This window comes from Massilia sp. DJPM01 (genome assembly GCF_030348125.1).
Classification (GTDB): domain Bacteria; phylum Pseudomonadota; class Gammaproteobacteria; order Burkholderiales; family Burkholderiaceae_D; genus Telluria_A; species Telluria_A frigida.
Window position 1 is genome coordinate 102,126 of record NZ_JAQOZV010000011.1, and the last position, 25,936, is coordinate 128,061.

Genomic DNA, 25,936 nt, shown 5'->3' on the forward strand with positions numbered 1-25,936 from the left:
TCGGGTGCGGGATGGCGCCGGAATTGCCCACCCAATACCGCTCGCCCAGACAAATGCTCAGCATGTCGTGCCGCCGTCAGCCATCAGCAGGCGCACGCCTTCCGACGCCAGCCACGGACCAATGGTGTCGGCGTATTCATACCCGCGGTCGTTCAGGCGCAGCATCGCACTGCCCTCTTCCAGCAAGCCCAGCTCGCCCAGCTCATGCAACTGCGGCAAATCCTGCATGCAATCGCCGCCGAAACGCTGCGTATACGCCGCCGGATCGAGCCCCGGATCGGTCAGCAGCGACTGGATCACATAGCGGCGCCGCTGCTCGTCCGGCCCAAGTGCAAAACCATGGTGCGCATGGGTAAAACTGTCGGCGTCCAGCGCCAGGTAACTGTCGATGATGCCGATCGTGTCGGCCCGCCCGACCGCGTAATCGGTCGAATAATGCAGGTCCCGCGTGTACGAACGCGCACCGGTACCCAAACCCACCATGCCATCGTTCTGGCAGCAATAGGACGGCCCCGCGTCATCAGGCGCATGGGGTGCGCGGAACATGCGCATCGACACCTGCACGTAGCCACGCGCGCGCAAATGGTCGCGCGCCGCCTCGTACAATTGCATACGGCTGTCGCCTTCTTGATTGAGCACAATCGGATCGAATGAAGCGGCCCCCTTTCTGTTGGCAATCTTGCCCAGCCCCGTATGCTGGCGCACGTACAAGGGATACAGATACAACTCCTCCGGCTTGAACGCCAGCGCACTGTCGATCGACGCCAGCAGGCTCTCCACCGTCTGCCCGCCAATGCCGTAAATCAGGTCGAGGTTGAGCGTCGGGAAACCCGCATCGCGGATATAGCCGATCGCCCGCGTCACCACCTCGTTCTGCTGCGGCCGCGCCAGCGACCGCATCTCGCCCGCCGCAAAGCTCTGGATGCCCAGGCTGACACGGTCGATGCCCATGCTGCGGCACACCGCCATGCGCTCCGGCGTCACGGTTTCGGGCGAGGCTTCGATGCCGGCCGGCGTGGTCTGCAAATCGATGCCCAGGATATCGCGCGCGCCGTCGAGCAGCGTTTGCAACTGCGCCGCCGACAAGAACGTGGGCGTGCCGCCGCCGAGCGCAAAACGCGCAAACTTGCGCTCGCCCAGCACCTTGTCGAGTACACGCATCTGTTGGACCACCTGCGCCACATAACGTTCCACCATGTCCGGTTGCGGACGTGCCATCGCAAACAGATTACAGAAACCGCAGCGCATTTCGCAGAACGGGATGTGGATATAGGCGAACAGGGCCGAACGGTCCTGTCCGGCCCATAAATCCTCCAGCGAGGCTGGCGCCGCCAGCGTTCGGTAGGCCGCCTTGTGCGGATAGGAATAGGAATACGCCTGGTACGGCGTGTGACGCATGCGCTGGGCGAGCGTGCCGGGTGTGGCGGGATGGTTCATGGCGTCGTTCCCTTAAAGTCGATAAAGAAATGTGCGTATGGAACGTTCCATACGGTTTCGTGAGCGATGCGATGGCCGCGAAAGCCATCTTCACCGTAGGCGCTGCCGTGGTCGGAGCAGACGATGGCAAACGTCGGCGCCCGCGCCGCGCAGGCGGCGAACAGGGGCGCCAGCGCCCCGTCCACATAGCGTAGCGCCGCGGCGTGGCTGTCGAGATTGTCGCTCTTGCAGCCCGGCAGGTAGCCACGATTGGGCGCATGGATAGCCGCGACGTTGATAAACAAGAACACCCGCTGCTGGCCCAGCGCATTCAAACGCGCAATCGCCAGCGCCACCTGGCGCTCGGTCGAGTCGCGGCCTTCCACGCCCAGCGAGCGCTTCCAGTGGCTCTCCTGGAACATGCCCGGCAAGACGCAGCCGAGTGCCGTTTCCTTGTTGAAGAAGCCGACCCCGCCGATGCAGATGGTACGGTAGCCAGCGCCAGCCAGCCCGGCCGGTACGCTCTCCTGCGCAAATTCGTGGGTGTGGGCCGAGGTCGTCTCGCTGCCGCGAAAAGCGGTCGCGAACAGGCGCGGATGCCGTCCGGGACGGTCGGGCGTGGGCAAAAAGCCGGCAAAAAACGCGTGATGGGCCGCATAGGTAAAGCTGGCCGGGCTGTGCCGGCATTCCCAGCCGCCGGGCGGCAAATGCGGTCCGAGCACCGGCAGCTCGCCCGCCTCGTACATCCGCTGGGCCACGTCGTAGCGCAGGGTGTCGAGCGTGATGAACACAATGTCATGACTGCCGACCACCCGGTTCATGTCGGGAATCGAGCGTGGATCAGGCTTCATGGGATGCGAAGGTGTGCCACTGTGCGGCATAGGTATCGTGCCCCTGCCACAACAGCTTGGGCAGCAGGTCGCCGAAGGCATTCGCTTCGAGCACGTGAGCGCGTTCCTTGCGCACGACGATATCGAGGCCGATGACGTGGCTTTGCGGAAAAGTAGCGGCTGCCGCGCGCGCGGTCTGTTCCAGCGCGGCATGATCCTTTTCACCCAGCAAGCTCGCCACGTCGGCGCGCTGGTTGTCGAGGTGCAGATTGGTCATCATGCGCGTGCCGACCCGCGCCACCCGGTGCGCCGGCTGGCCGCCCAGGGTCACCACGCGCACGTCGTAATGGCCATCGCCGTGGCGCGGTTTGGGAATCCACGCTTCGGCGTAGGTTTGCTGGCCCGCCAGCAAGTCGACCAGTTGCACAATATCGGCCTGCGCATTGTAGCTGCGCAAGCGCTTGACGTTGTAGAGACGCGCCCCGCCCTCCCCGTGCACGAGGTCGGCGGAACTGGTGGCTTGCTCGGCCCCGCGGCTGTTGCGGCGGTACGCCACCACGCCGGACGCGCTCGATCCGTAGCGCGTTTTCAGGAAAACTTGATTGAGACCGTGCTCGTCGAGAACGGCGCGCAGGTGCGCATACCCCTCGATGGGACCGAGCAAACGGGGAACCGGAATGCCGCGCGCAGCAAAGTGCTGCTGGCAAGCCAGCTTGTCCGTCATCAGCAGCAGCTCATGCGGCGCGTTCATCGTTTGGACATGGGGCAGCGCCGAAAGCTCCGCCGCCAAGCCCCGCAGGGCCTGGGTGAACCCGGCGAACCATGCACCGGATACGGAAATTTCCCCGCGATCAGGCAAGCGCGGCATGCCGAGGCCAAGCTCCTTGCAGCCCAGGCGGATCAGCATATCGTGCAGGCGCGCATCGTCGCCCGGCGAGTCAATCTTGAACACGCACGGCTCCCTGGCCAGTCTGGCGCTCAGCAGCGCCGGCTGTTCCAGCCACTCGGCCCAATCGACGAGTTCCGCCGCAGGCAGGCCGAGCGCGGCACGCCCCGCCTGGGCCAGCTTTTCCCGCTTGCCGCCACGCACACCCAACAACACGAAGGGCTTGCCGTTCGGCTTGCCGTTCGGCTTGCCGTTCGGATCGCCGTTCGGATCGGCGTTCGGCTTTCCGTTCGGATCGCCGTTCGGATCGGCGTTCGGATCGGCGTTCGGCTTGCCTTTCGGCTCGCCGTCCGGCCTGCGTTCGCCATGGATGCCGTCTAGCATGCGCGCCAGCCCGGCTCGGACAGTGGCGCCACCTTACTCGGAGACGGCCACGTAGCGTGAGTCGTCCTCGTCGTCGATCTCTTGCGGATCGGACAGGTCGACCGTGATCGGCAAGGTCTTGAGCTTTTCCTGCCACGCTTCGGAAATGTAGTGGTGTTCCAGGTCCAGGGTTTGCAGCTTGGGCACGTACGGGCTGTTGAACAAGGCTTCGGCGCCGACGTCACCGAGGATGCCGAGCGACAGGTCGAGCGTGTCCAGGCAAGCGACCACCTCGTCTTGCGCCAGCCACTCGGCCAGTTCGTCGGCGATGGAGGCATCGCGCAAGCCCAGGTATTCCAGGGTCGGGGTGCGCAGCTTGGCCACCAGGCGCTGGTACAGGTCCACGCTCCCGGAGAAACCATATTCATCGGTGCCCAGCCACAGCTCCAGATGGGTCAGCGCCGGTATGGTCGATGCCGTCAGCGCTTCGACCAGTTCGGACGGCAAGCCGCCGCTTTCGATCACCAGCTTGCGCAGGTGCGCGTGGGTGAACGGTTGAATTTCCAGATGGTTGGAACCGCGCACGCGGAACTCTTCCAGCAGCGGAAACGCGTTCAGCAGCGGCGTCACGTCGCTCTGCATGATCCAGGAAATTTCGCACTCTTCATACGTCATGTCGCCGATGAACAGGGCGCGCATCGCGGGCAGCTCGGCCGCATGCGCGACCAGGAGATTGACGATGGACTCCGAACTCTCATCGCAGTCATCGCTCCACTTGCCGATAATGAGCGCGTCGAGCTGGGATTTGTCGACGCGGCCGAGGAACTCTTCGATCAGTTCCGTCATCGTGCGCTCGTCGTCGTAGTCGAGTGACAAACGGTAGACGATATGGTCGGACAACTCGACCGGTTCTTCGCCATCGTACTCGGTGACCGTCCTGTTGAAAAAGGTGACAGTGCTTTCTGAAATCGACATGTTGTGCGTCCGGAAAAAGTAGAGGCCGATGGCGCCAATCGCCCTGGCAATCTTGAAATTTTACCATGCTGATGGAAAGATTACTGCCTTGCCTACGCCGCGCGACAGGGCCAGCAACAAAAAAACGCAGCGGCTTGCGCGCGCTGCGTTTTTTGTCCCGGCCAAGCCGCTTTATGCCGCCTGCTGGTGCGTGCCCACGAGAATGAGCTCGGCGAAGGCATCGAGATGGTTCACTGTCCACACCGAGGTCATCGCGTACGGGTCGCTGTCGCCAGCGCCGGCGATCAGGCTATGCATACCAATAGTAGACACGAGGGCGCCGGCCTGGTCGATCACCTGCACTTCCTTCAGGTCGACGCTGGCATAGTCGGCGATGATGACCTTGGCGAAGGAGACCTTGTCGTTGACGTAATTGAGCACCAGGTCCTTGCCGCTGAAACTGGCCTTGACGCCGGCCGCCTCCATCTTCACGCCCGAGAAAATGCTGTTGGCCGCGAACTTGATGATGTCATTGCCGCCCGCGGTTTCATAGATCGTGTCCTTGCCGTCGCCCATCGAGATAACGTAGGTATCGGTGCCGCTGTCGCCGCGCAAGTCATCGTTGCCCATGCCGCTGTACAAGGTGTCGTTACCGGCGCCGCCATGCAAGTCGTTGTCGCCCGCATATTTGTAGCCGATCAGATACGCGAGGAAGCCGCCGACCAGGCCTTCGGCGCCATTGAAATTGCCGAAGTTCATGTCGATGCCCAGCTTGTCGGTCAGCCACTCCAGCCCATCGAAGGTCGCCTCGCTGCCCACGGCAACCTTGCTGCTGAGGAAGCTCGCGCTATCCGCCAAGGCGCCCGCCACATCGGCGTCGGCCGCATAGCTGAAGCCCTTGCCGATGCCCGCCACCGCGCTGTTCACGCCGCCCGACACGCCATTGACCGCGCTTTTCAGGCCACCGGCGACGCTGAAATCGCTCAGTTCCAGCCCGCTCACGCTCGACACCGCGTCGAGCGCCTTGCCGCTCACGCCGTCCAGGCTCGCGCCCAGGCTGCCGGCGCTGCTGGTTGCCGCCGCCAGCTTGGCCTTGATGCCCGCGCCCATCTGGTCCCAGCCGCTCGACAGGTCCTTGAGCATGGTGTCGCCCACATACTTGCTGAGGTCGGCAAAGCCGCCACTCATCGACGTCCAGGCGCCGTTCAGCTTGCTCGCATCCTTGCCCAGCAACTGGGTAATGACACCCCAGCCCATGCCCATCATCACGTCGTCGCCATTGCCGCCGCTGATGTAGGTGCCGGCATTGGTGGCGAACACGGTATCGTTGCCCTCGCCGCCCAGCAACACGTTGCCGACGAGATTGAGCTTGCTCAGGCTGCCGCTGGTCAATGCCTTGACCTGGGACGAGACAAAGTTGTAGTTCATGGCTCCGCCGATCCAGTCGCCGGCCGACTCGAAGTCGTTCTCGACCAGGCTTTCCACCGCATTGAAGACCGTCATTTCCGACAAGCCGATGATGACGTCATTGCCCGCACCGCCGATGGCGATATTGTTTTGCGCCGCGGTGACGATCAAGTCATTGCCCTCGCCGCCCATGCCGATGGTGGTGGTGCCGGCCAGCACCAGCGTATCGTTGCCGCTGCCGGTGTGCACGAAATTAAAGCCCGTATCGGCGCTGACCTTGGTCGACGACACCACTTCATTGGCGCCATTCGTCGTTTCGCTCTTGTAATCGAGCTTGCTGCCGGCATTGACCACGATCACGGTATCGTTGCCGCTGTCGGCGACCAGCACATTGTGGGAGCCGTACAGCACGGCGGTGTCGTCGCCGCCGCCGGTCCAGGCCACGTTCGACTGGGTGTCGAACTTGGTGGTGCTGGTGGTCGTGGTATCGGCGCCTTCCTTGCCGGTTTCGGTCGTTTTCTCTTGCGAGCCGTACGATGCCATGACCAGCACATCCTTGCCGCTGCCGCTGATGGCGATATTGTCCTTGCCGACCACGGTCATGACATTGTTGCCGTCGCCGCCGAGCACCACGTTCAGGTTCGATTTGGTGGTGCCGGCGGAGCCGACCGCAATCGCCGTGAGCACATCGTTGCCGCTTCCGCCGCTGAGCAGGTTGCCCTTGCCGATGGCGGTGACGACGTTGTTGCCCTCGCCCGCCACGACCACGTTGGTCGAGCCGAGCGCGGTCACCACATCGTTGCCGGCACCGGCCACGATGCCGGTCTTGCTGCCGGCCGCGCTGATGACATCGTCACCGGCGCCGGTCACCAGCAGATTATTGCTGCCCAGCGCAGTGATCACGGTCGCGCCGCTGGCGCCGACCACCACATTGTTCTTGCCCATCACGGTGACCACTTCCGTGCCGCCCTGGCTGCTGGCCGCGCCAGCCAGGCCGGCCTTGCCGACCAGATCGATGGCCGCGACGCCAGCGGCGACCGCATCGACCAGGCCGACGGCGGTGGCTGCCACCTCTGCATAATTGCCGGTCACGATCAGGTTATTGTTGCCTGCAGCGCTGACGAGATCCACGCCAGCGTCGGCCCACACGATATTGTTCGAGCCAGCCGTGGTCACCACGTCGTTGCCCGCGCCTGCCCACACCACGTTGGTCGAGCCCAGCGTGGTGACGACATCGTTGCCGGTGCCGGTGTAGACCACGTTGGCCGAGCCGATGGCGGTGACGATGTCATTGCCGTCGCCCTTGGCCAAGGTGTTGCCGAGGAATTTGGAAATCGCGCTGGTGGCGCTGCCGGACACGGCCTTGTCCAGTTTTTTGGCCAGGTCGGTGATGCCCTCGCCCACGCCGGTCAGCACCACATTTGCGCTGCCCAGAGTCGTGATCACGTTGTTGCCGGCGCTATTGATCATCAGGTTATTCGAGCCGATGGCCGTGCTGACGTTATTGCCGCCATTGGCCAGCAGCACGTTATTGCCGCCGATGGCAGCGACCACATCGTCCTGCGCGCCTGTATAAATTACGTTGGTGCCGCCGACCGCGATCACCACATCCTTGCCGCTGCCGCTCTGGATGGCGGCGCTCAGCTTGCCGGTGGCGCTGTTGATCGCCGTGGCAATGGTCTTGTCCGGCACCGCGCCGGCCAGCACCTTGCCCAGGCCGCCGCTGGCGGCATCGAGCATCCCGCCCACTTCGGTCAGGATGACATTGGCGCCGCCGACCGCCGCGACCGTGTTGCCGCCGACCGTGCTGGCGACCAGATTGCCCATGCCGGCCGCCAGCACGGTATTCTTGCCGCCGTTGGCCAGCACCACATTGGTATTGCCGACCGCCGCCAGCAGGTTCGACGCGCCATTGCTCACCAGCGCGTTGGTATTGCCGAGTGCGCCGACCTTGTTGCTGCCGCCGCCGCTGTAGACCACGTTCAGCAAGCCACCCACCAGGACGCTGTTGCTGCCGCCGCCACTGCCGATCACGTTGGCGCCGCCACCGGCGATGAGGTTGTCGTTGCCATCGCCCGCAACCACCACGTTGATGCCGCCCAGCGCCACCAGCTTGTCGCTGCCGTTGCCGATGGTCAAAGTATTGCTGCCGCCGTCAGCGTTGATCTGGTCGTTGCCATTGCCGGTCGTCACGATGTTGGCGCCGCCACCGACGGTGACGCTGTTGTCGCCGTGGGCGAGCGAAACGGTGTTGACGCCGCCCATGGCCACCACGCTGTCATTGCCATCGCCCGCCTTGATGACGTTCGACAAGCCGGCCGCATTGGCGCTGTTGTTGCCGCTGCCCAGTTCCAGCACATTCGAGCCGCCCGTTGCATTGACGCTATCGTCGTTGTTGCCGGTGCGAACAATGTTCGATGCGCCGTCGACCTTGACCGTATCGTTGCCGTCGCCCGTATCGATGATGTTGCTGGCGCTGCTGGCAATGACGTCATCGTTGCCCGCGCCGGTACTGATCTCGTTCGACACGGCACCCACGGTCACCTTGTCGGCGCCGCTGCCGGTCGCGATCTTGTTGGCGATGCCATCGGCCTTGATGACGTTGGCGCCATCGCCCGCGTTGACCACATTCCGGCCGCCGCCAACCGTGATGCGGTCGCTGCCGTTGCCGGCGTTGACCACATTGCTGCCGCCGCCCAGGTTGACGGTATTGTTGCCGTTGCCCACGTTCACCGTGTTGCTCACGCCGCTCATGTCGACCTTGTCGTCGCCATCATTGGTATTGATGGTGTTCTTGCCGCCGGTGCCGGTGACGGTATCGTTGCCGCCGCCCGTGTTGACCGATCCCGACAAGGCGTTGTAGCTGATGGTGTTGTTGCCGTTCCAGTCGGTCACCTTGACCGCGCCGCCGGCCGCCACGCTGATGCGGTCGTTGCCGCCGCCGCCATCGATCTCGGCGCTCGCGCCGGCCCCGATCGAGATGGTATCGTCGCCTTCGCCGCCGATCAGGATGTTATCGGCGCCCGCGCTGACGGACAGGTTGTCGTTGCCGTTGCCGCCGTCGAGCTTGTTGTAGCCGCCGACCTGCACGCTGAGCGTATCGTCGCCATCTTCGCCCTTGAGCACGTTGTACGCCCCGGCCGTGACGCGCAGGGTATCGTTGCCGCCGCCCCCATACAAAAAGTTGCCGCCTACCGAACTGGACGTGAAATTGTCGTTACCGTTGCCGAAATTTTTCTTGGTATAGCCCAGTTTGGCGATGTCCTCGGCAATACCGCGCGCCGCGTCGCCCATGTCGTCGAAACTCTTGCCGATGTCGTCGATGCCACTGCCGATATCCTTGACCGTGTCGTTGACGACATCGCTAAACGACTTGCCGACCTTGTTGACTGTTTTCTTGACCCATTTTCCAAAACTCATTTTCTCTCCCTGGTGCATGGATGGCATCGATATGTGCCGAGCCTGCATATTGAAGAGCAAATGTGGTGCAATGATGGCGAAATGTGGAGCAATGATGGATTCGGGCATGGCCTCCAGGAGGGCGCCCGCTATGGCGATCAGGCTGGCTGGTATTCGAAGCGGTAGCCGACGCCGTACACCGAATGAATCAATTCCTGGTCCGCAACCTGCAGGGACAGCTTTTTGCGCAGATTCTTGATCTGGCTATCGATGGCGCGGTCGAAGCGCTCGCTGCCAGCCTCGAACGCCAGTTCCAGCAGTTGCGCGCGTGAAAAAATACGGCCCGGCTGGCGCGCCATCACGCTCAGCAGGCGGAATTGCTGCGCCGTCAACTCCAGCCGCGCCCCGTTCCAGGTGGCGCACTGGCGTTCCTCGTCGATCGACAGTGCGCTGGTCGGCGTGCGCGCTCCGGCCGCAGTCTTGCCGCGCCGGCGCAAGCAGACCTGCGCGCGCGCCACCAGCTCGCGCGGGCTGAACGGCTTGCACAGATAATCGTCGGCCCCCACGTCGAAACCGAGCAGGCGGTCGATTTCCTCCACCCGCGCGGTGACCATGATCACCGGCACGTCGGTAAAGGCGCGCAACTGGCCGCACACGGCGGTGCCATCCAGGCCGGGCAGCATCAGGTCGAGCAGCACCAGGTCGGGCCTGTTGGCGCGCACCCAGTCGACCACCTCGTCGCCGCGCAGCAGGTGCTCGGTGCGCATGCCGGCCTGGCGCAGGTAGGCAAGCTGAATCTCGGCAATGCGCGGCTCATCCTCGACCAGCAAAACGAGGGGCAATGTCATGGGCAATCTCCGTGGTGGGCGCGCGGCGCGTGGGCCGGCAGCAGGATGTCGATGCACAGGCCGCCCAGCGCCGAATGGCTGGCCTGCATGCGGCCTCCGTGGCCGGCCACGATGGCCTCGCAGATTGCCAGGCCCAGCCCGGAACCGCCGCTGGCCCGGCTGCGCGACTCGTCGACGCGGTAGAAACGCTCGAACAGGCGCCCCAGCGCGGCATCCGGCACGCCGGGGGCGGAATCCTCGACACGGATGACGATCTGCTGGCCTTCCAGCGCCAGCGCCACCCGCAGCTGGCCGCCGGCATCGGTGTAGCGCAGGGAATTGCCCAGCAAATTGGCCAGCACCTGGCCCAGACGCTGGCGGTCGCCCTGCGCCACGCAGCCGGCCGGCAAGGTGTCAGCCAGGCTGTAGCGCAGCGGATGGCTGGCCAGGCGCGGCGCGAAGGCGGCCGCCACCTCGCCGCACAGCTCGGCCAGATCGACGGGTTCGCAGCGCAGTGCCTGCGCACCCGCGTCGGCGCGCGCCAGTACGTGCAGGTCGGATACCAGCCTCTCCATCTCCTTGACCGTGTCCGACAGTACCGCCAGCTTGGCCGGCGTGGGCGCGATGATGCCGTCCTGCATGGCATCCAGGTGGGTCGCCAGGATCGTGATCGGCGTGCGCAACTCGTGCGAGGTGTCGGCCACCCACTGCACCCTGGCCGCCTCGCCCGACTCCAGTTTGCGCAGCAGCATTTTGTTGCGCAAACCACGGGCACGCAGCAGCCACGTGGCCGTGCCGGTGACCAGCAGGACGGCCAGCATCAGCAGGCGCAGCGCCAGCGAGTACGGGCGCGGCTGGTCCCAGCCGCCGCGCAGGCGCGCGCCGACCTGCCAGAAACCGTCGGGGGTGGAGATCAGCGCCGTTTCCGCCAGTCCATCAAAGGTGGCGGGCACACCGTGGAAAGCGGCCCCCGGCGCGCCGGAGGGACTGACATGGCGCAGCGCGATGTCGATATCCGGCGCCGCCAGCAGGGGCCGCGCCAGCACGATGAAGCGTTCGTAATCGATCACCGCGCTGACAAACCCCCAGAATTGCAGGCGGCTGTCCGGGTCCAGGTAGACCGGGCGGCGCGCCACGATGCCGAGCGCGCCATCGCTGAGCCGCATCGGTCCGGCCAGCCGCAGCGTGCCGTCGCGCGCGCTTTGCTCCACCCCGGGCATCGCATGCAGCTCGCGCGCTTGCTCGGGAGGAAACACATCGCGCACCACGGCATGCGGCGACAGCGCCAGGGTGCGCACGGCGGGCGCATCCTTGAGCAAGCTCTGGCCAAGACGCTGGAATTGCTGCGGCGTCAAATCCGGTTTCAGCTGGATCACGGCCGCCCCGGCCGCCAGCGGCGCCAGATGCAGGTGCAGGCGCTGTTCCAGCATCGAGCGCAGCGCGGCGACATGTTCGGCCACCCGTGCGTGCTCGCGCGCATGGAAGGACTGCGTGGCAAGCCAGTCCAGCCGCAGGCAGGTCGCCCCGACCACCAGGCAAACCAGGACCGTGCGCGCCAGGGGCGTGCTGTGCCAGCGTAAGGTCATGGGAAAGTGAACAACAGCGTACCTCGGGAAAGCGCGCGCGTCAGTACGCAGGAAAAAGCAATTCTATCCGAAACTATCAATTCCTAAAAGCAATCTGCACATGGAAAGTTGTTGCTGCGTCACTAAGGCGCATGGCGATATACTGCACCGGCCATCACAACGCCGATAAACAAGCCCATGCACGACATCGCCGCCAAACTTGAACAGCTGAAAGAAGCCATCCTCACCGGCTTCCCCGCCGAGGTCGGAGAACCCGTCGACCAAACCTTGTACAGCAGGGTCACCAATTTTTTCCGCAACGGTCCGCACCGCAAAGTGCTCGTCTTCACCAGCGACGGCGTGGACTTCCAGTACGACGAGGATGCCGAAAAAGACGACGACGATGAACTGGAAGTGCGCATCTGGGCCGCGTTCGACCAGGTGCTGGAGCAAGCCGGGCAGGTGCTCGGTGCGCCGCTGGGCCACCGCCCGCGCGACTGGAGCAGCGTGATGGATGTCGGGGAGTACGACGACGACCACGAGGGCGACAGCCGCGACGACACCGAATGGACGCCGGAATACGAACAGGGCGCCCTGATGGACTGCGACAGCGACCGTACCCGCTACTGGTTCGTCAACGGGCGCCATGTATTCCTGCAAGCCGGCATCCTGACCGGCGACGACGACATTGTCGGCTTCGTGGCGATGACGGTCACGCCCCCGGTCGGGGACGCGCAGCCGGAAGCCTACTGGCCGCCGGAGCAATAAGGGGCGCTACCCAAGGTCATCATGTGCGGCAGCCGATGCGCATTTGCGGTCAAAATAGCATCCCAGACACTTCACGCGGAGACCCCATGCGCATCGCCACCTTCAACATCAACGGCATCGGCAGCCGCCTTCCCGCCCTGCTTGAATGGCTGGAAGAAACCCAGCCGGACGTCGCCTGCCTCCAGGAACTCAAGGCGCCGCAGGAACGCTTTCCTGAAGCGGCGATCAACGAGGCCGGCTACCAGGCCCTCTGGATCGGCCAGAAGAGCTGGAACGGGGTGGCGATCCTGGCGCGCGGCACCACGCCGGTCGAAGTGCGGCGCGGCTTGCCGGGCGACGATGCGGATGAGCAAAGCCGCTACCTGGAAGCGGCCATCGACGGCGTGCTGGTCGCCTGCCTGTACCTGCCCAACGGCAACCCCTTTCCCGGTCCCAAGTTCGATTACAAGCTGGCCTGGTTCGAGCGCCTGATTACCCATGCCGAAGACTTGCTGGCCAGCGGCGCGCCGGTGGTGCTGGCGGGCGATTTCAACGCCATCCCGACCGAACTGGACGCCTACAAGCCCGAGCGCTGGGTCACCGACGCCCTGTTCCGGCCCGAAACGCGCGACGCCTTCCAGCGCCTGATGGCGCAGGGCTGGACCGACGCGCTGCGCAGCATGCATCCGGACCAGCGTATTTTTACCTTCTGGGATTACTTCCGCGATGCGTACGGACGCGATGCCGGCCTGCGCATCGACCATCTGCTGCTCAGTCCCATGCTGGCCGGCGCGCTGACGGCGGCCAATGTCGACCGCGACGTGCGCGGACGCGAAAAACCGAGCGACCATGCGCCGACATGGATCGCGCTGGATATTGAGAAAATCACGCGATAGCGCGGCGCTCGGGCAAACGGGCCTCGCACGTGAAATAAAAGTGGGCGGCGATGACCATCAGCTACGGCGAAACGCTATGATATCGCCCGTCAATACCGACCACGCACTGCGCCGATTCCCATGCCAACCATCCTGTCCCATCCCGCTGTTCCGCTGGCCATTGGCCTGGCGCTTGGCTCCCGCATCATTCCGGGCCGCTTGCTGCTGGCCGGCGTGGTGGCCTCGATCGTGCCTGATCTCGACGTCATCGGGATGCGCTTGGGAATCCCTTACGCGGACCAGCTGGGCCACCGCGGTGCCTCGCATTCGGCGCTGTTCGCCATCGTGCTGGGTCTGCTGGCGGCGGGGTTCGCGGGCCAACTGCGGGCCTCGCGCCTGGCCGCCTTCCTGTTCGTTGCCGCGTCCGCCGTATCGCACGGCCTGCTCGACATGTTCACCACCGGCGGGATGGGCGTGGCGCTGGCATGGCCGGTGTCCGATGCGCGCCTGTTCTTCCCGGTCCGCGTCATCCGGGTCAGCCCGCTGTCGCTGAAAGCCTTGCTCGGCGCCCGCGGCATGATCGTGATGATCTCGGAGCTGCTCTGGGTATGGCTGCCGGCCGCGCTGGCCGGGCTGGCGCTGTATTTCGCCACCGGAAAGCAAGGCAAGGCGCGCGCTTAGATCCGTGTGGCCAGGGCGCGGGCCTGGTCCAGCCACGCGCGTCTCTTATCGGGCGTCGAATCGAGCAGCGGCCCGCACATCAGGGTTTTGACCGGCGTCACACCGCAAAACTCCAGCGTGGTCTTTTTCATCTGATGGATGGCGGGGGCGCGATACACCAGCCGGAAATACCACGGCGGCGTATCCATCGTCACCAGCAAATGCGCGCTGCGCCCGCTCAGCAGCTTTTCCGGAAAAGCCTTGCCCTTGCGGTATTTGAAAGCGAAGCCGGGCAGCATGATCCGGTCGAGAAAACCTTTGAGCAGCGCGGGAATGCCGCCCCACCAGACCGGATACGCGAATACCAGGTGATCGGCCCACTTAATATACTCCTGCGCCGTTTTCAGGTCCGCTTCCAGTTCCTGCACCACCTTGTAAGCGTGGTGCAGGATCGGATCGAATGCCAGGCGGTCCAGTTCCAGCAGCCGCACCTCATGCCCCGCAGCGGTCGCCGCCGCCGCATAGGCTGCTGCAAGGGCGCTGCCGAAAGTCTCTTGCGACGCATGCGCCGCGATGATCAACACACGGCGCGATCCTGTTTTACTACCCATCGTATTCTCCTGAAAAAGTTTCAGGAAGTATGCAGCTTGTCCCCAGGGGCAGAGTCAAGCGGATGGTTGATGCAATCGGCCAGCATGGGCGCCACCGGCGCGGCCAGGCAGGCGCGCAGCTCGGCGCAGGCCTCGCCCAGCTTGCTGTCAAGCTGCTGCAAGCGCGCCACTTCGATGCGCAAAGCCACGCGCCGCGCCTCCAGCAGCGCCACCAGCTGGTCCCAGTCCGGCGCCCCCTTGCCGGACTGCAGCAGCGGCCCCATGTCCGCCAGCCGGAATCCCAGCGCCTGCACCTGGCGAATCAATTGAACCTGCTGCACATTCTGTTCCGAATAAATGCGGTAGCTTCCCTTGCGGCCGACCTGGCCCAGCAATCCCAGGGATTCATACAACCGGATCGCTTTCGGCGATGCATTCGCCCGGCGTCCTAATTCGCTTATATACATACTCGTCCGTGAATGGTGAAAATAGCGGAAACCCGCGAGCCGGCCAGCAGTTTATCTGTTCAAGGCGCACGCCGTGTTACCGGCTTAGCGTCGTGACAGGCTGGCTACAATCAGTAGTTTTTTTCCCAAAGAAAATAAATTCCGGACAATTTCCATGCAATGCGGATGTATAATCGCGCCTTTGGATGCTATTTATTCAATATTAACTTTTATAGTTGACTAAAGAGATACATATAACCATTAAACAGGAATGACAGCGATGCGGATGCGTTTACTTGGACTGATTTCGGCAACGGCCCTGACCGCATGCGGCGGTGGCGGCAGCGACTCGCCACCGGCACCGGACTTGGCCATTCCGGTAGCACCTGCGGTTCCTGTCACGCCGCAGCCTCCGGTGGTTCCGCCTGCGCCATCCACGCCGGCCGAGCCAACACCTCCAGTTCCTGTCTCGCCGCCAGCCCCGAGCGAGCCGACTCCGGCCACGCCAGTGACGCCGCCGGTGCCAGTTCCACCGCCAACGACGACGTCACCGGGGTGGCCAACGGTACCACCAGTAACAGTCTTGCCACCGGTACCTGTCACGCCACCGGTCGCCGAACCAACCGTGCCTGCCACGCCAGCAACCGGGCCGTACACCCTGCCCGCGCGTACGGTCGGCGACTTCGCCACCTATACCGACGTGACGATGGGCTGGAAAGTATCGGTTACCCAGCGCATCACCAAGGTCAACGCCAATGGCGGCTGGGAAAACGCCGATTCGGTCAGCCAGGAAAAAGGCCCGCAAACGATCGAAGTCTTCGACGGCCAGGGCGGCATGCTGTCCACCAACTCATCCGGCTACGGCTGCATCGTCACCTATGCGCCGGCCGCACTGCAAGCCCCGCCAAGCGCATCCGTCGGCGCCAGCTTCGACTACGCCAGCACGATGAGTATTCCTTGCTCCAAGGAAGAATCCTCACGCGCGCTCACCAGCAAGGGCAAGGTCGTGGCCATCGAAAGCAAGACGGTTGCCGCAGGCACGTTCACGGCCCTCAAGATCGTTTCCAGCGAAACCAACTTCGATCTGCGCACCAGCGGTGCCTCGGCCAACTACTGGGTCGAAAAAACCTGCTGGCGCGACACCGTCACCGGCCTGATCGTGGCCTGCAACACGTCCACCACCTCCAAGGGTACCGGCGGCATGAGCTATACCAGCGTTTCCGAACTGGCCAGCTTTTCCCAAGCCTCGACCAAGCGCGAATTCCTCGATCCGATCCGCTACGCCGGCCCGTGGACCGGCAGCTTCGGCGCCTACTACGGTACCTGCGACGTCAACATCACGTTCACGGGCGTGATCACGGGCGCGTGCAAGGCCACCGCCCGCGCGACCTCGGTGACCGGTAGCGTCGACAAGGCAGGCGTGGTAAACCTGAGCATGAGCGTGGCCGGTGGCGCCACCGGCACCGTCACCGGCCAGGCCGCGCTGTTCGACATGGGCGGCGCGCTGGCCGGCGCCGCCGCGCCGGGCAACTGGGCGCTCAAGCACAAGTAAGCAGGGACCAAAGCAGGAAAAGCCGTGTCGCGCCATCGCCGGGCGAGGCGGCTGCCGGACCGAATGGGCGCGGCCCGCCCTCGATTACCAAGCGATCACACCCACTCATTCATGCCCATCATGCCCGCTGCCGCCGCCCCGCAACCCCCGAAACCCATCGGCCTGGCGCGTGCCGCCATCGGCCTGGTGCAGGGAGTGCTCCTCTATCTGCTGTTCGCCGACAAAGCCTTCACCGATCCCCTCATTCATACGGCGGCGCTGCTGGCGTGCGCGCTGGTGCCCGTCGTCGCCATTTCCGGCCTCGGCAACCTGCGCCCGGCCATGCTCGGCCTGTGGAGCGCCGTCGCCGCGATCGTGCTAACCATGATCGGCATGCATGCCGCGTGGCGCGAAACGCTGCTGCTGGAAGTCCCGGCAATCACCCCGAAATGGCCCCCGATGCTGGCGCTGGTGTGCTTTTTCAGCCTGATCATCCTGTTCATCGCGCACTCGCTGGTCCTTTCCGCGGCCCACGACCGGCGCCGCCTGGCAAGCTATGCCACCCATTTCGACATCGCCTGGAAGCTCTTCATCCAGCTCGCATTTTCGGTATTCTTCACCGGCGCGCTGTATCTTGCCATGTGGCTGGGAGCATCCCTCTTCAATCTGGTAAAAATCGGCTTCCTGACCGAGCTGATGAAGTCGTCCGCGTTCCTGAACCCGCTCCTGGCCTGCGCCTTTGCCTGCGCGCTGCACCTGACCGACGTGCGCCCGGCCATCGTGCACGGCATCCGCGGCCTGCTGCTGGTGCTGATGTCATGGCTGCTTCCGGTCGCCACGCTGCTGATCGGCGGCTTCATACTGTGCCTGCCGTTCACCGGCCTCGATGCGCTGTGGGCCACCCGCCACGCCACGGTGGCCCTGCTGGCGGCTGTCGCACTGCTGGTGGTGCTGATCAACGCCGCCTGGCAGAACGGCGAGATGGGCGACTCGGTGGCGCGCGTCTTGCGCCTGTGCGCGCGCAGCGCGTGCGTGCTGCTGCTGCCGCTGACCGCCATCGCCATCTATGCCTTGGGTTTGCGCGTCGCCGACCACGGCTGGACATCGGACCGCATTTTCGCGGCCGCCGCGCTGCTGGTGGCAAGCTTTTACGCACTCGGCTACATCTATGCGGCGATCGACAAGGGCGCCTGGCTGCGCCGCGTGGCCCCGGTGAACCTGGCGGCGGCGTATGCCGCCATCGCCGTCCTGCTGGCGCTGCTCTCGCCGCTGGCCGATCCGGACCGGATCGCCGTCAACAGCCAGATCGCCCGCCTGGAAAGCGGCGCGGTCAGTGCGTCGGAGTTTGATTACAGGTTCCTCAAGAGGCAGTCGAAGCGCTACGGCGCCGCCGCCCTGCTCATGCTCAAGGAAGGCAAAACCGGCCCCCAGGCCACGCTCGCCGCCGAACACGCCACGCGCATCCTGGCCGAGTCCGATGATGACAATATGTTTGAACAGTACACCGTCAAGCCCGCGCAATTGGCAATGTGGCCCGCCTCGGCGAGCCTGCCGGCCAGCTTTCCGCGTTCGGACTGGAAGCGCAATACCGGCGTGCCGCCCTGCCTGATCGAGGCGCAAGGACGCTGCGATGTGTTCCTGATCGATTTCGATGCGGACGGCAAAAATGAAATCCTCATGACCGCCATCGGCGCCTTTTCCGCACCCGTCGTGTTTTCCCAAGCGCCAGAAGGTAAATGGACACTCAGCGCCAGGCTGCACGGCATGGTGCAATGCCCGCTCTTCGTGGATACCCTCAAGCGCGGCGACTACAAGCTGGTAGCGTCGCGCACCCGGCAGATCGAGATCGCGGGCGTGCCGCTTCGCATGGAAACCGTCGGTGCGCAATCGCTTGGTTCTTGCAACGATTTGATCAACGCGGTCAACGCGGCCAAGCCTCCCAAGGAGTGATCAGCGGCGGCGCCGGCTCCAGACCAAGCCCAGCAAAGCCAGCAAGCCAACGACATTCAGGGCCACGCTCACGATGACGAGCTGGGTCAACTTGCCCATGGCCGCGTCGCCGGCCTGGCCGCTGGCCTGCATCCTGAGCATGTCGGTGCGCACCCATTCGAGCGAGGCTGGCTCGAATGGCGTCGCGGCGCCGGCCTTGGCGGCCGTGCCGTCGAACGCCAGCGCGAGCAGGTGGTCCTTGTCCAGCTGCAGCGGCACCTTCACTACCAGCGCCTCCTTGATGCATTCCCCGATATGCAGTTCGGCCTGCAGTTTGCCGGCCGGCGCCACGAAGCGGTAGCCGACCGGCATGCCGGCGCTGTCGGCCTCGGCCAGGTTGGCCGTCTCGAACAGCAGCATTTCACCATTGATCATCAAGCCCACCGAGCAGCGTTCGCCAGGCTTGAAGCCGGGGGTGCCGGCCGGTGCCTTGACGGTCAGGTCGATCCAGCCGTGCTCGTGCGCCAGCAGATAGTCGCGCCGCGCGTCAGGCATCTCTTTGGCGTTGCAAGCGGCGGTCGATAACAACACGGCGAGCACGCTCCATTTGGTCAGGCTGTGCAGGGAATACGTCATAAGGCCTTTATCGTCGCAAAAATCAGGGCGCCGCAACCGGCGTGGCGCCGGCCAGGTCGATGCGGCGCTGCAGGCGTGCCGCCTGCGCCGTGTCGCCGGCGGCTTGGGCGCGCTTGAGCGACACGCCGAGCCACATCAGCAAGGGCCGGCGCCAGCCCTGTTCCGAGGCGGTGCCGGTGGCGGCCACGATATCGGCCGGCGCAATGCGCGCCTGGCGCATCAGCGTTCCGGCGGCGACCAGGCGCGACAACGGGTCGGCAATCGCCGTCAGCACACTCTTGCCGTCGGCCGCGCGCGCGGCTGCCACCACCGCGCGGTGCTGCTCGGGCAGCAGCGCCGCATCGAGCCCGTCCCAGCGGCCGGCTAAATAAGCCGCATACGCGCGTTCGGCCGGCGTGGCATCCTGCGCCAGCGCCTCGAAGGCGGGACAGGCATCGTATTCCAGGCTCGCCACGCGCGTGGCGCAGCGCACCAGCTCCGCGTGCGCGACCAGGTCCGGGCGGCCGGTACTGGCCATCTCGCCACGCGCACGCGCGAATTCCGCATCGGCGATATTGCTGTCTCCGCGCAGGTAAGCATCGCTGAACGCGGCCAGCGCGCTGCCGGCGTTGCCCTTCCAGGCGGGCGGTGGCGGATTGCTGGTGCAGCCGGCGAAGGCCGCGCACAGCAGCGCGGCGAGGCAAAGGGTTTTCATGGCAGTTTCAGCTCCGTCTCGCGTGCAAAGGGCCACTTGCGGTTGATTTCATCGATCAGGCGCGTCACCTTGCGCAGGCTGGCGTCGACTTCGGCGCGCAACGCGCCCAGGTCCTTGGTCGCCACCTTGGCGTTGGCGCCGACCGCCTGCGCTTCGACCAGCACCGCATCGACCTTTTTGAGGCTGTTGCTGGCATCCTTGAGCACCACCTGCAATTGCACGATGGCCAGCTGCGCCTCGTCCATCACGCCCTGCTTGCCGAACACGCGCTTGTCGGCCTTGAGCAGCAAGGTATCGACATGTTCCAGGGTTTGCAGCAGCTTTTTGGCCTCGCCCTCGCTGCCCAGCGCCGTACCGAGCAAACCATATTTGCCCGACAGGCGCCCGGTCGCGGCCTGGATATTCGTCAGGCTGGTATTGATGGCCGAATCGCTGCGCGTCATGTTGTCCAGGTTTTCCAGCAAGGCGCGCGCGCTCGCCACCAGACGCGGAATTTCGGCGGCGGTGTCGCCGCGCAGCACCGTGCGCACCGAATCGGGCGCCAGCACCGGGTCGGTCAGGATGCCGGTGAATGCCTTGATGCGCGTGTCGCCCACCAGCCCCCGTTCGATGGTAAACACGCTCGACGTCTTGAGCCACTTGGCATCCTTGCGCGGCACGTCGACCAGGATGCGCACCTTGCCGTCCGGCGCCAGCTCGACCCGCTGCACGCGTCCCACCGGAAAGCCGGAAAAGGTCACGTCCATGCCGGGAATGACGCCGTCCGAATCCTCGGACAGCAGCACCAGCCGCTGGGTGCTCTCGAACACGCCGCGCGCGTACATCACGTACAGCAAAAAGGTGACGATCAGGGCGCTCATCAGCACCAGCAGCACGACCGCCTTGACTTCGACGTGGGCGACTGCTTCGGCCGGCGCATCGTGCACCGGATTGGTGTCGGGTTGGCTCATCTTCGTTTCCATTTAAATGTATTTGACGGCCAGCGAGCCGGCTTCGATCAGCAGCAGCACGAACAGCAGGCGCACCGCGCCCGGCTGCACCGTCGACGACGAGGTGCGCCCGTAGCGGTGCGATTCCAGGATGGCGGCGGTGGGAATGACTGCCACCGACAGCCCGAAGAACACGGTCTTGAGCACGAAGCCGATCGTCACCGCCGGATTGAAAATGCGGCCCACGGTACGCGTGTAGTCGCCCACACCCCATGGCGAGAGCCCGTACACGCTCATATACGCCAGCAACAGCACGATCACGCTGCTGACCATGGCCAGGCTCAGGACCGCGAAAGCGTTGGCGATCACCTGCGGCACCAGGTCCTGGCGCAGGCGGTTCTGGGCCTGGCGCGAACGGTCCGGGGTGGAGGCGGCGGCCAGCGCCAGCGCGTCGCCGGCGTTGAACGCGAGGCCCGCGCGCAAGGCCACGAACATGGCGGCGGTCAGCGGAATGAGTTCGAGCACCAGCACCCGCACCACCATTTCGAGCGCGTAGCGCGACAAGCCGTAGCTTTGCGAGGTCACCACCACGACGCGGATCAGCACCAGGCTGACCAGCGCGGCGAGCACCGTGAACCACGGCAGCACCTCCCAGGTGCTGGTGTAAATATAGCGCGAGGTAGTCAGGCGGTTGTGGCGGTTGTAGGTCGAGGGCGAAAACGCCATCACCAGCGCGATCGCCCCCAGGTACACCATGTACCACCAGCTGAACACGAAACGGAAGGCGTGCCGGCCCCAGTCGCGCGGCTTGGAGTACAGGAAGGACTTGGGCAGCATCGCCACCTACTGCCGCCGCGCTTCTTGTACGCCACCGACCTCCATGATCGCCCCCAGTGCCTTTTGCAGCTGCGCGGTCGAGCCGATTTCGGCGGTGAAGGTCATGCGTGCCTGGCCCTTGGCGCTCTGGGTATTGACGCCGATGACGTTGATCTTCTCGCGCGAGAACACCTCGGAGATATCGCGCAGCAAGCCCTGGCGGTCGCTGGCGAGGATGAACAGGTCGACCGGATAGACCGTATCCTGCCCGGCCCGGCCCCAGTCGGTATGGATCACGCGCTCGGGCGCCTTGAGGCGCATCTCGGCGAAGTTCTTGCAGGTGGCGCGGTGGATCGACACGCCCTTGCCGCGCGTGACAAAACCGACGATGCCATCCGGCGGCGCCGGCTTGCAGCACTTGGCCAGCGCCGTCAGCAAGCCTTCGGTGCCGACCACCAGCACGCCCGACTTGGCGCCCTGCTCCACGCTCGATGCGCGGCTTTTATTGAGCACCACCGCGTCTTCCGGCACCACCACTTCGCCGGTATCGTGCAGCGCCTGTTCCACATGGCGCAGGCTGAATTCTTCCTTGCCGACCGAGATGAACAGATCGTCGACCTTGGCAAAGCCGAGTTTATGCGCCAGCTGTTCCAGGTTGACGGCGGTCTTGCCTTCGCGCTGGAGCGATTTTTCGACCATGGCGCGCCCGTGCGCCAGCGTCTCTTCCAGGTCGATGGCGTGGAACCAGGCGCGCACCTTGGCGCGCGTGCGCGTGCTGACCGTGTATTCCACATTGAGCCAGTCGCGCGACGGGCCGGCGGTGCCGGGCGCGCCCTTGGCGGTGATGATCTCGCAGGTCTGGCCGTTCTTGAGCGCCGTATTCAACGGCACCATGATGCCGTCCACGCGCGCCCCGCGGCAGCGGTGCCCCACTTCGCTGTGCAGGTGATAGGCAAAGTCGATCGGCGTGGCGCCGACCGGCAGTTCCAGCACGCGCGCCTGCGGCGTGAGCACGAAAATGCGGTCGTCCAGCGTGGTCGACTTGAGTTTTTCGACCCACTCGCGCTGGATTTCTTCCTGCCCGACGACGGCGTCGGCCACGTCGGTCTTCCAGGCCAGCAGCTGGCGCAGCCAGGCGATCTTCTCGTCGTAGGCCTGGCCCTTGAAGTTGGACCCGCCCTCTTCCTTGTAGCGCCAGTGCGCGGCGATGCCGTACTCGGCGAAGTTGTGCATTTCCTGGGTGCGGATCTGCACTTCCAGCGGACGCCCATCGTCGGCCGTCACCACCGTGTGCAGCGACTGGTAGCCGTTCGCCTTGGGGCGCGAAATGTAGTCGTCGAACTCCTTCGGAATCGGGGTCCAGATATTGTGCACCACGCCCAGCACCGTGTAGCAGGTCTTGTCGTCGGCGACGATCACGCGGAAGGCGCGCACGTCATAGAGCTCGGTGAAATCGAGCTCCTTGCCGCGCATCTTGCTCCAGATGCTGTAGATATGCTTGGGCCGGCCGAACACTTCGGCCGTGATGCCGGCCGCCGCCAATTCGTTTTGCAGGCGCAGGATGGCCGACTGCACGAAGCCTTCGCGCATCATGCGTTTTTCTTCGAGCATCTTGGCGATGCGCTTGTAGGTATCGGGCTCGATGAAGCGGAACGACAGGTCTTCCAGCTCCCACTTGAGCTGCCAGATGCCGAGCCGGTTGGCCAGCGGCGCGTACAGGTCCAGCGTTTCGCGCCCGTAGGCGCAGGTCAGGTCGTCGAAGCGCTTGATGTCGGCAAAATAGCGCAAGGTCGTGATGCACGAGGCCAGGCGCACCAGCACCACGCGCATGTCGGTGGCCATCGCCAGCAGCATCTTGCGCAAGGTTTCGACCTGGGCCACCGCTTGCTGGGCCGCGTTCTTGCCGCGGCCCACCGTCTGCTGGCCGACCGTCATGTCGCGCAGCCGGATCAGCTGGCGCACCCCGGTCACCAGATCGGTCGCCTCGCGCCCGACCCGCGCTTCCAGGCCCGCCACGGCTTTCGGATCGAGCACCGTCAGCTCGAACATCAGGCCGGCGATGCGGGTTTCGGCATCGCTTCTTAAATACGCCAGGGTGCTGGCCACGCCGACCGCGAAGTCGAACGCGTTCTGGCCCGAACTGCACGCCATGTCCTTGTAGGCGTCGCCCGCATACGCGAGCGCCGACTCCACGCGCGCGCAGTCGTCGGGACTGAGCCCCTGTACCAGTTCGGCCGTTGTGCTGCCGAGTGCTGCAATCGAGACCATGCGGCTTAGCGCAGCGCTGCGGTAACGACGATCTCAACCAGGCATGCGGGGTTGGCCAGCTTCGATTCGACGGTGGCGCGCGGCGGCGTGTGGCCGGCGGCGACCCATTCGTCCCACACCGTGTTCATGCCCTCGAAATCGGCCATGCTGCCGATGAAGATCTGCGCCATCAGGATGCAGCTCTTGTCGCTGCCCGCTTCGGCCAGCAGGCGGTCGACGTGGCCCAGCACCTCGCGGGTCTGGCCGACGATGTCGGCGAGCGTATCATCGGCAATCTGGCCGGCCAGGTAGACCGTGCCATTGTGGATGGCCACTTCGGACAGGCGTTTTCCTACGTGCAGTCGTGTAATTTCCATAATGTCTTTCAAGTACCAATCAAAAATTGTCGTGCGATGGCGATCTGGTCGTCGTGGATGAAGGTCGGGGCATGGCCCACGTTGGCAATTTCGACCAGGCTGGCGCGCGGGCCGCGCCCGGCCATGATGGCGGCCGTCTCGCGCGAGAGCAGGTCCGAGTGCTCGCCGCGCACCAGCAGGGTCGGGCAGCGGATGGCATCGTAGGCGGCCCACAGCATGGCTTCATCGGCTTGCGCGCTTTCCGGCGTGGCCGAGCGAAACGGCAGCGCCAGGCCCATGTCGTAATGGCGCACCCACTGGCCGTCGCTCTCCTGGCGCAGCACGTCGCTGGCCAGCTTGTGCCATTCATCCTCGGAGTGCTCGCCGAACGACTGCGACACCTCGCGCACGAAGCGCGCGGCCGCCTCGAAGGTCGGGAAGCGCAGGTCCTGGCCGATATAGTCGCCGATGCGCAGCAAGGCCGCCGGGTCGAGCGTCGGGCCGATGTCGTTGAGGACCAGTTTGCGCACCGGGGTGTCCGGCAGCGAGGCGAGCGCGATGCCGATCAGGCCACCCATCGAGGTGCCGAACCAGTCGACGCCGCCGCTGCTGCTGCTGTCATTGGCGGTGACGCGCGCAATCAAGGTCACCACGTCGCTCACGTACTGCGGCACGCGGTAGAACTGCGGGTTGCGCAAGCGCCCGGAGCGGCCGCGCCCCACCACGTCGGGGGCCACCACGCGGTAGTGGCCGGCCAGCGCGCGCGCCAGGTTGTCGAAATCGTCGCCCACGCGCGTGACGCCATGGGCGCACACGAGCACGCGCGGGTTGGCCTCGTCACCCCACTCCTTGTAGGACATCTGGTGCAAGCCGGCGGGCGAGATGCACTGGACGGATTTGATTCTTGCTTCGATCATGCCGGCTCCTCGTTGGGCGTCATCCGTCGCCACTGCTAAATATGTGTTTCAATCTTCACTGCGTTTAGAATTCTACATCATCAACCCCTAACTCTTTCTCTAGAGGACACAATGAAATCAACTATGTTGAGTGGTAAAACCGCTCTAGTCACCGGCTCGACCTCGGGTATCGGCCTGGGGATGGCGCGTTCGCTGGCCCAGGAAGGCGCCAACATCGTATTCAACGGCTTCGGCGACGCCCAGCACATCGAGCAACTGCACACCGACCTGGCGCGCGAATTCGGGGTACAGACGGCTTACCACAACGCCGATATGTCGAAACCGGCCGAGATCGAAGCGATGATGCGCTTCGCGTCCGACAAATTCGGCGGCGTCGATGTGCTGGTCAATAACGCCGGCATCCAGCACGTGGCCAATATCGAGGATTTCCCGGCCGAGAAATGGGATGCGATCATCGCCATCAACCTCACCTCGGCCTTCCACACCTCGCGCCTGGCGCTGCCCGGCATGAAGCAAAACAACTGGGGCCGCATCATCAACCTGGCGTCGGTGCACGGACTGGTGGGATCGGCGCAGAAATCGGCCTATGTGGCGGCCAAGCACGGGCTGGTCGGCTTTACCAAGGTCACCGCGCTGGAAACGGCCGGCACCGGCATCACCTGCAACGCCATCTGCCCGGGCTGGGTCCTGACGCCGCTGGTGCAGAAACAGGTGGACGAGCGCGCAACCAGGGATGGGATCGGCAACGAGCAAGCCAAGAAGGCCCTGCTGAGCGAAAAGCAGCCGTCCGGCGAATTCGTCACGCCGGAAGAACTGGGCGCGCTGGCCGTGTTCCTGTGCAGCCCGGCCGGCAACCAGGTGCGCGGCGTGGCCTGGAACATGGATGGCGGCTGGGCCGCGCAGTAAGCGCGGCTTG

22 protein-coding genes are annotated in these 25,936 nt (G+C 64.7%); 6 read left to right on the forward strand and 16 right to left on the reverse strand.

Annotated elements, in window-relative coordinates:
- Nucleotides 1–57 precede the first annotated feature (57 nt).
- The 7 genes from PO883_RS10035 to PO883_RS10065 form a co-directional block, all read right to left on the reverse strand.
- Entirely contained in the window at nt 58–1,437 is a 1,380-nt protein-coding gene (locus tag PO883_RS10035; protein ID WP_289309618.1) for an STM4012 family radical SAM protein, read from the reverse strand.
- Nucleotides 1,434–2,267, reverse strand: coding sequence for an STM4013/SEN3800 family hydrolase (locus tag PO883_RS10040; protein ID WP_289309619.1), 834 nt, complete (start codon nt 2,265–2,267; stop codon nt 1,434–1,436). Before PO883_RS10040 ends, PO883_RS10035 begins: the two co-directional genes overlap by 4 nt.
- On the reverse strand, nt 2,257–3,516 hold the full coding sequence (locus tag PO883_RS10045) for an STM4014 family protein (protein ID WP_289309620.1): 1,260 nt from the start codon (nt 3,514–3,516) through the stop codon (nt 2,257–2,259). The genes PO883_RS10040 and PO883_RS10045 overlap by 11 nt, the downstream gene beginning before the upstream one ends.
- 33 nt (nt 3,517–3,549) lie before the next feature.
- Nucleotides 3,550–4,470, reverse strand: coding sequence for an STM4015 family protein (locus PO883_RS10050; RefSeq protein WP_289309621.1), 921 nt, complete (start codon nt 4,468–4,470; stop codon nt 3,550–3,552).
- A gap of 171 nt (nt 4,471–4,641) precedes the next feature.
- Nucleotides 4,642–9,276: an S-layer family protein gene (locus PO883_RS10055; protein WP_289309622.1), complete on the reverse strand. Its 4,635-nt coding sequence runs from the start codon at nt 9,274–9,276 to the stop codon at nt 4,642–4,644.
- Between the two features lie 137 nt (nt 9,277–9,413).
- Entirely contained in the window at nt 9,414–10,103 is a 690-nt protein-coding gene (locus PO883_RS10060) for a response regulator (protein WP_289309623.1), read from the reverse strand.
- Nucleotides 10,100–11,668 carry an ATP-binding protein gene (locus tag PO883_RS10065; RefSeq protein WP_289309624.1) on the reverse strand — a complete coding sequence of 523 codons (1,569 nt, stop codon included), beginning with the start codon at nt 11,666–11,668 and terminating at the stop codon, nt 10,100–10,102. The genes PO883_RS10060 and PO883_RS10065 overlap by 4 nt, the downstream gene beginning before the upstream one ends.
- A 177-nt stretch (nt 11,669–11,845) precedes the next feature.
- Between PO883_RS10065 and PO883_RS10070 the strand changes: the two genes are divergently transcribed.
- From PO883_RS10070 to PO883_RS10080, 3 genes are all read left to right on the forward strand, one after another.
- Complete coding sequence (locus PO883_RS10070; protein ID WP_289309625.1) at nt 11,846–12,415, forward strand: hypothetical protein; 570 nt, start codon at nt 11,846–11,848, stop codon at nt 12,413–12,415.
- Between the two features lie 86 nt (nt 12,416–12,501).
- Entirely contained in the window at nt 12,502–13,290 is a 789-nt protein-coding gene (gene xth / locus PO883_RS10075) for an exodeoxyribonuclease III (protein WP_289309626.1), read from the forward strand.
- Between the two features lie 120 nt (nt 13,291–13,410).
- Nucleotides 13,411–13,950: a metal-dependent hydrolase gene (locus tag PO883_RS10080; RefSeq protein WP_289309627.1), complete on the forward strand. Its 540-nt coding sequence runs from the start codon at nt 13,411–13,413 to the stop codon at nt 13,948–13,950.
- Here the strand turns inward: PO883_RS10080 and PO883_RS10085 are convergent.
- Nucleotides 13,947–14,540: an NAD(P)H-dependent oxidoreductase gene (locus tag PO883_RS10085; protein WP_289309628.1), complete on the reverse strand. Its 594-nt coding sequence runs from the start codon at nt 14,538–14,540 to the stop codon at nt 13,947–13,949. The genes PO883_RS10080 and PO883_RS10085 overlap by 4 nt on opposite strands.
- Before the next feature lie 20 nt (nt 14,541–14,560).
- A complete protein-coding gene (locus PO883_RS10090; RefSeq protein WP_289309629.1) occupies nt 14,561–14,986 on the reverse strand; it encodes a MerR family transcriptional regulator in 426 nt (141 codons plus the stop codon).
- Nucleotides 14,987–15,548: 562 nt separating this feature from the next.
- On the opposite strand from PO883_RS10090, the gene PO883_RS10095 reads away from it, so the two are divergent.
- A complete protein-coding gene (locus PO883_RS10095) occupies nt 15,549–16,517 on the forward strand; it encodes a hypothetical protein (protein ID WP_289309630.1) in 969 nt (322 codons plus the stop codon).
- Between the two features lie 111 nt (nt 16,518–16,628).
- The gene (locus PO883_RS10100) at nt 16,629–18,446 is read left to right on the forward strand and encodes a DUF4153 domain-containing protein (protein WP_289309631.1); all 1,818 of its coding nucleotides are present in this window, start codon (nt 16,629–16,631) and stop codon (nt 18,444–18,446) included.
- On the opposite strand, the gene PO883_RS10105 is transcribed toward PO883_RS10100, so the two are convergent.
- Genes PO883_RS10105 through PO883_RS10135 form a run of 7 tightly spaced genes read right to left on the reverse strand, consistent with a single transcriptional unit; the run spans nt 18,447 to nt 25,020 of the window.
- Nucleotides 18,447–19,061, reverse strand: a complete 615-nt coding sequence (locus tag PO883_RS10105; protein ID WP_289309632.1) for a hypothetical protein — start codon at nt 19,059–19,061, stop codon at nt 18,447–18,449.
- Nucleotides 19,062–19,083: 22 nt separating this feature from the next.
- A complete protein-coding gene (locus PO883_RS10110) occupies nt 19,084–19,755 on the reverse strand; it encodes a hypothetical protein (protein WP_167086264.1) in 672 nt (223 codons plus the stop codon).
- Nucleotides 19,752–20,705 (reverse strand): MlaD family protein, encoded by a 954-nt coding sequence (locus PO883_RS10115; RefSeq protein ID WP_289309633.1) that lies wholly within the window; start codon nt 20,703–20,705, stop codon nt 19,752–19,754. Before PO883_RS10115 ends, PO883_RS10110 begins: the two co-directional genes overlap by 4 nt.
- A 12-nt stretch (nt 20,706–20,717) precedes the next feature.
- The gene (locus PO883_RS10120) at nt 20,718–21,521 is read right to left on the reverse strand and encodes an ABC transporter permease (protein ID WP_289309634.1); all 804 of its coding nucleotides are present in this window, start codon (nt 21,519–21,521) and stop codon (nt 20,718–20,720) included.
- A gap of 6 nt (nt 21,522–21,527) precedes the next feature.
- Nucleotides 21,528–23,768 (reverse strand): bifunctional (p)ppGpp synthetase/guanosine-3',5'-bis(diphosphate) 3'-pyrophosphohydrolase, encoded by a 2,241-nt coding sequence (locus PO883_RS10125; RefSeq protein WP_289309635.1) that lies wholly within the window; start codon nt 23,766–23,768, stop codon nt 21,528–21,530.
- A 5-nt stretch (nt 23,769–23,773) separates the two neighbouring features.
- On the reverse strand, nt 23,774–24,124 hold the full coding sequence (locus PO883_RS10130) for a RidA family protein (RefSeq protein WP_289309636.1): 351 nt from the start codon (nt 24,122–24,124) through the stop codon (nt 23,774–23,776).
- Nucleotides 24,125–24,132: 8 nt separating this feature from the next.
- Nucleotides 24,133–25,020 (reverse strand): alpha/beta fold hydrolase, encoded by an 888-nt coding sequence (locus tag PO883_RS10135; protein ID WP_289309637.1) that lies wholly within the window; start codon nt 25,018–25,020, stop codon nt 24,133–24,135.
- Nucleotides 25,021–25,143: 123 nt separating this feature from the next.
- On the opposite strand from PO883_RS10135, the gene PO883_RS10140 reads away from it, so the two are divergent.
- On the forward strand, nt 25,144–25,926 hold the full coding sequence (locus tag PO883_RS10140; protein WP_373890049.1) for a 3-hydroxybutyrate dehydrogenase: 783 nt from the start codon (nt 25,144–25,146) through the stop codon (nt 25,924–25,926).
- Nucleotides 25,927–25,936: the final 10 nt, after the last annotated feature.

Excerpts from the sequence above, each read along its gene's own strand:
- PO883_RS10035 (WP_289309618.1), bottom strand. The coding sequence starts at position 1,437 with ATGAACCATCCCGCCACACCCGGCACGCTCGCCCAGCGCATGCGTCAC.
- PO883_RS10040 (WP_289309619.1), bottom strand. The coding sequence starts at position 2,267 with ATGAAGCCTGATCCACGCTCGATTCCCGACATGAACCGGGTGGTCGGC.
- PO883_RS10045 (WP_289309620.1), bottom strand. The coding sequence starts at position 3,516 with ATGCTAGACGGCATCCATGGCGAACGCAGGCCGGACGGCGAGCCGAAA.
- PO883_RS10050 (WP_289309621.1), bottom strand. The coding sequence starts at position 4,470 with ATGTCGATTTCAGAAAGCACTGTCACCTTTTTCAACAGGACGGTCACC.
- PO883_RS10055 (WP_289309622.1), bottom strand. The coding sequence starts at position 9,276 with ATGAGTTTTGGAAAATGGGTCAAGAAAACAGTCAACAAGGTCGGCAAG.
- PO883_RS10060 (WP_289309623.1), bottom strand. The coding sequence starts at position 10,103 with ATGACATTGCCCCTCGTTTTGCTGGTCGAGGATGAGCCGCGCATTGCC.
- PO883_RS10065 (WP_289309624.1), bottom strand. The coding sequence starts at position 11,668 with ATGACCTTACGCTGGCACAGCACGCCCCTGGCGCGCACGGTCCTGGTT.
- PO883_RS10070 (WP_289309625.1), top strand. The coding sequence starts at position 11,846 with ATGCACGACATCGCCGCCAAACTTGAACAGCTGAAAGAAGCCATCCTC.
- xth (WP_289309626.1), top strand. The coding sequence starts at position 12,502 with ATGCGCATCGCCACCTTCAACATCAACGGCATCGGCAGCCGCCTTCCC.
- PO883_RS10080 (WP_289309627.1), top strand. The coding sequence starts at position 13,411 with ATGCCAACCATCCTGTCCCATCCCGCTGTTCCGCTGGCCATTGGCCTG.
- PO883_RS10085 (WP_289309628.1), bottom strand. The coding sequence starts at position 14,540 with ATGGGTAGTAAAACAGGATCGCGCCGTGTGTTGATCATCGCGGCGCAT.
- PO883_RS10090 (WP_289309629.1), bottom strand. The coding sequence starts at position 14,986 with ATGTATATAAGCGAATTAGGACGCCGGGCGAATGCATCGCCGAAAGCG.
- PO883_RS10100 (WP_289309631.1), top strand. The coding sequence starts at position 16,629 with ATGCCCATCATGCCCGCTGCCGCCGCCCCGCAACCCCCGAAACCCATC.
- PO883_RS10105 (WP_289309632.1), bottom strand. The coding sequence starts at position 19,061 with ATGACGTATTCCCTGCACAGCCTGACCAAATGGAGCGTGCTCGCCGTG.
- PO883_RS10110 (WP_167086264.1), bottom strand. The coding sequence starts at position 19,755 with ATGAAAACCCTTTGCCTCGCCGCGCTGCTGTGCGCGGCCTTCGCCGGC.
- PO883_RS10115 (WP_289309633.1), bottom strand. The coding sequence starts at position 20,705 with ATGAGCCAACCCGACACCAATCCGGTGCACGATGCGCCGGCCGAAGCA.
- PO883_RS10120 (WP_289309634.1), bottom strand. The coding sequence starts at position 21,521 with ATGCTGCCCAAGTCCTTCCTGTACTCCAAGCCGCGCGACTGGGGCCGG.
- PO883_RS10125 (WP_289309635.1), bottom strand. The coding sequence starts at position 23,768 with ATGGTCTCGATTGCAGCACTCGGCAGCACAACGGCCGAACTGGTACAG.
- PO883_RS10130 (WP_289309636.1), bottom strand. The coding sequence starts at position 24,124 with ATGGAAATTACACGACTGCACGTAGGAAAACGCCTGTCCGAAGTGGCC.
- PO883_RS10135 (WP_289309637.1), bottom strand. The coding sequence starts at position 25,020 with ATGATCGAAGCAAGAATCAAATCCGTCCAGTGCATCTCGCCCGCCGGC.
- PO883_RS10140 (WP_373890049.1), top strand. The coding sequence starts at position 25,144 with ATGTTGAGTGGTAAAACCGCTCTAGTCACCGGCTCGACCTCGGGTATC.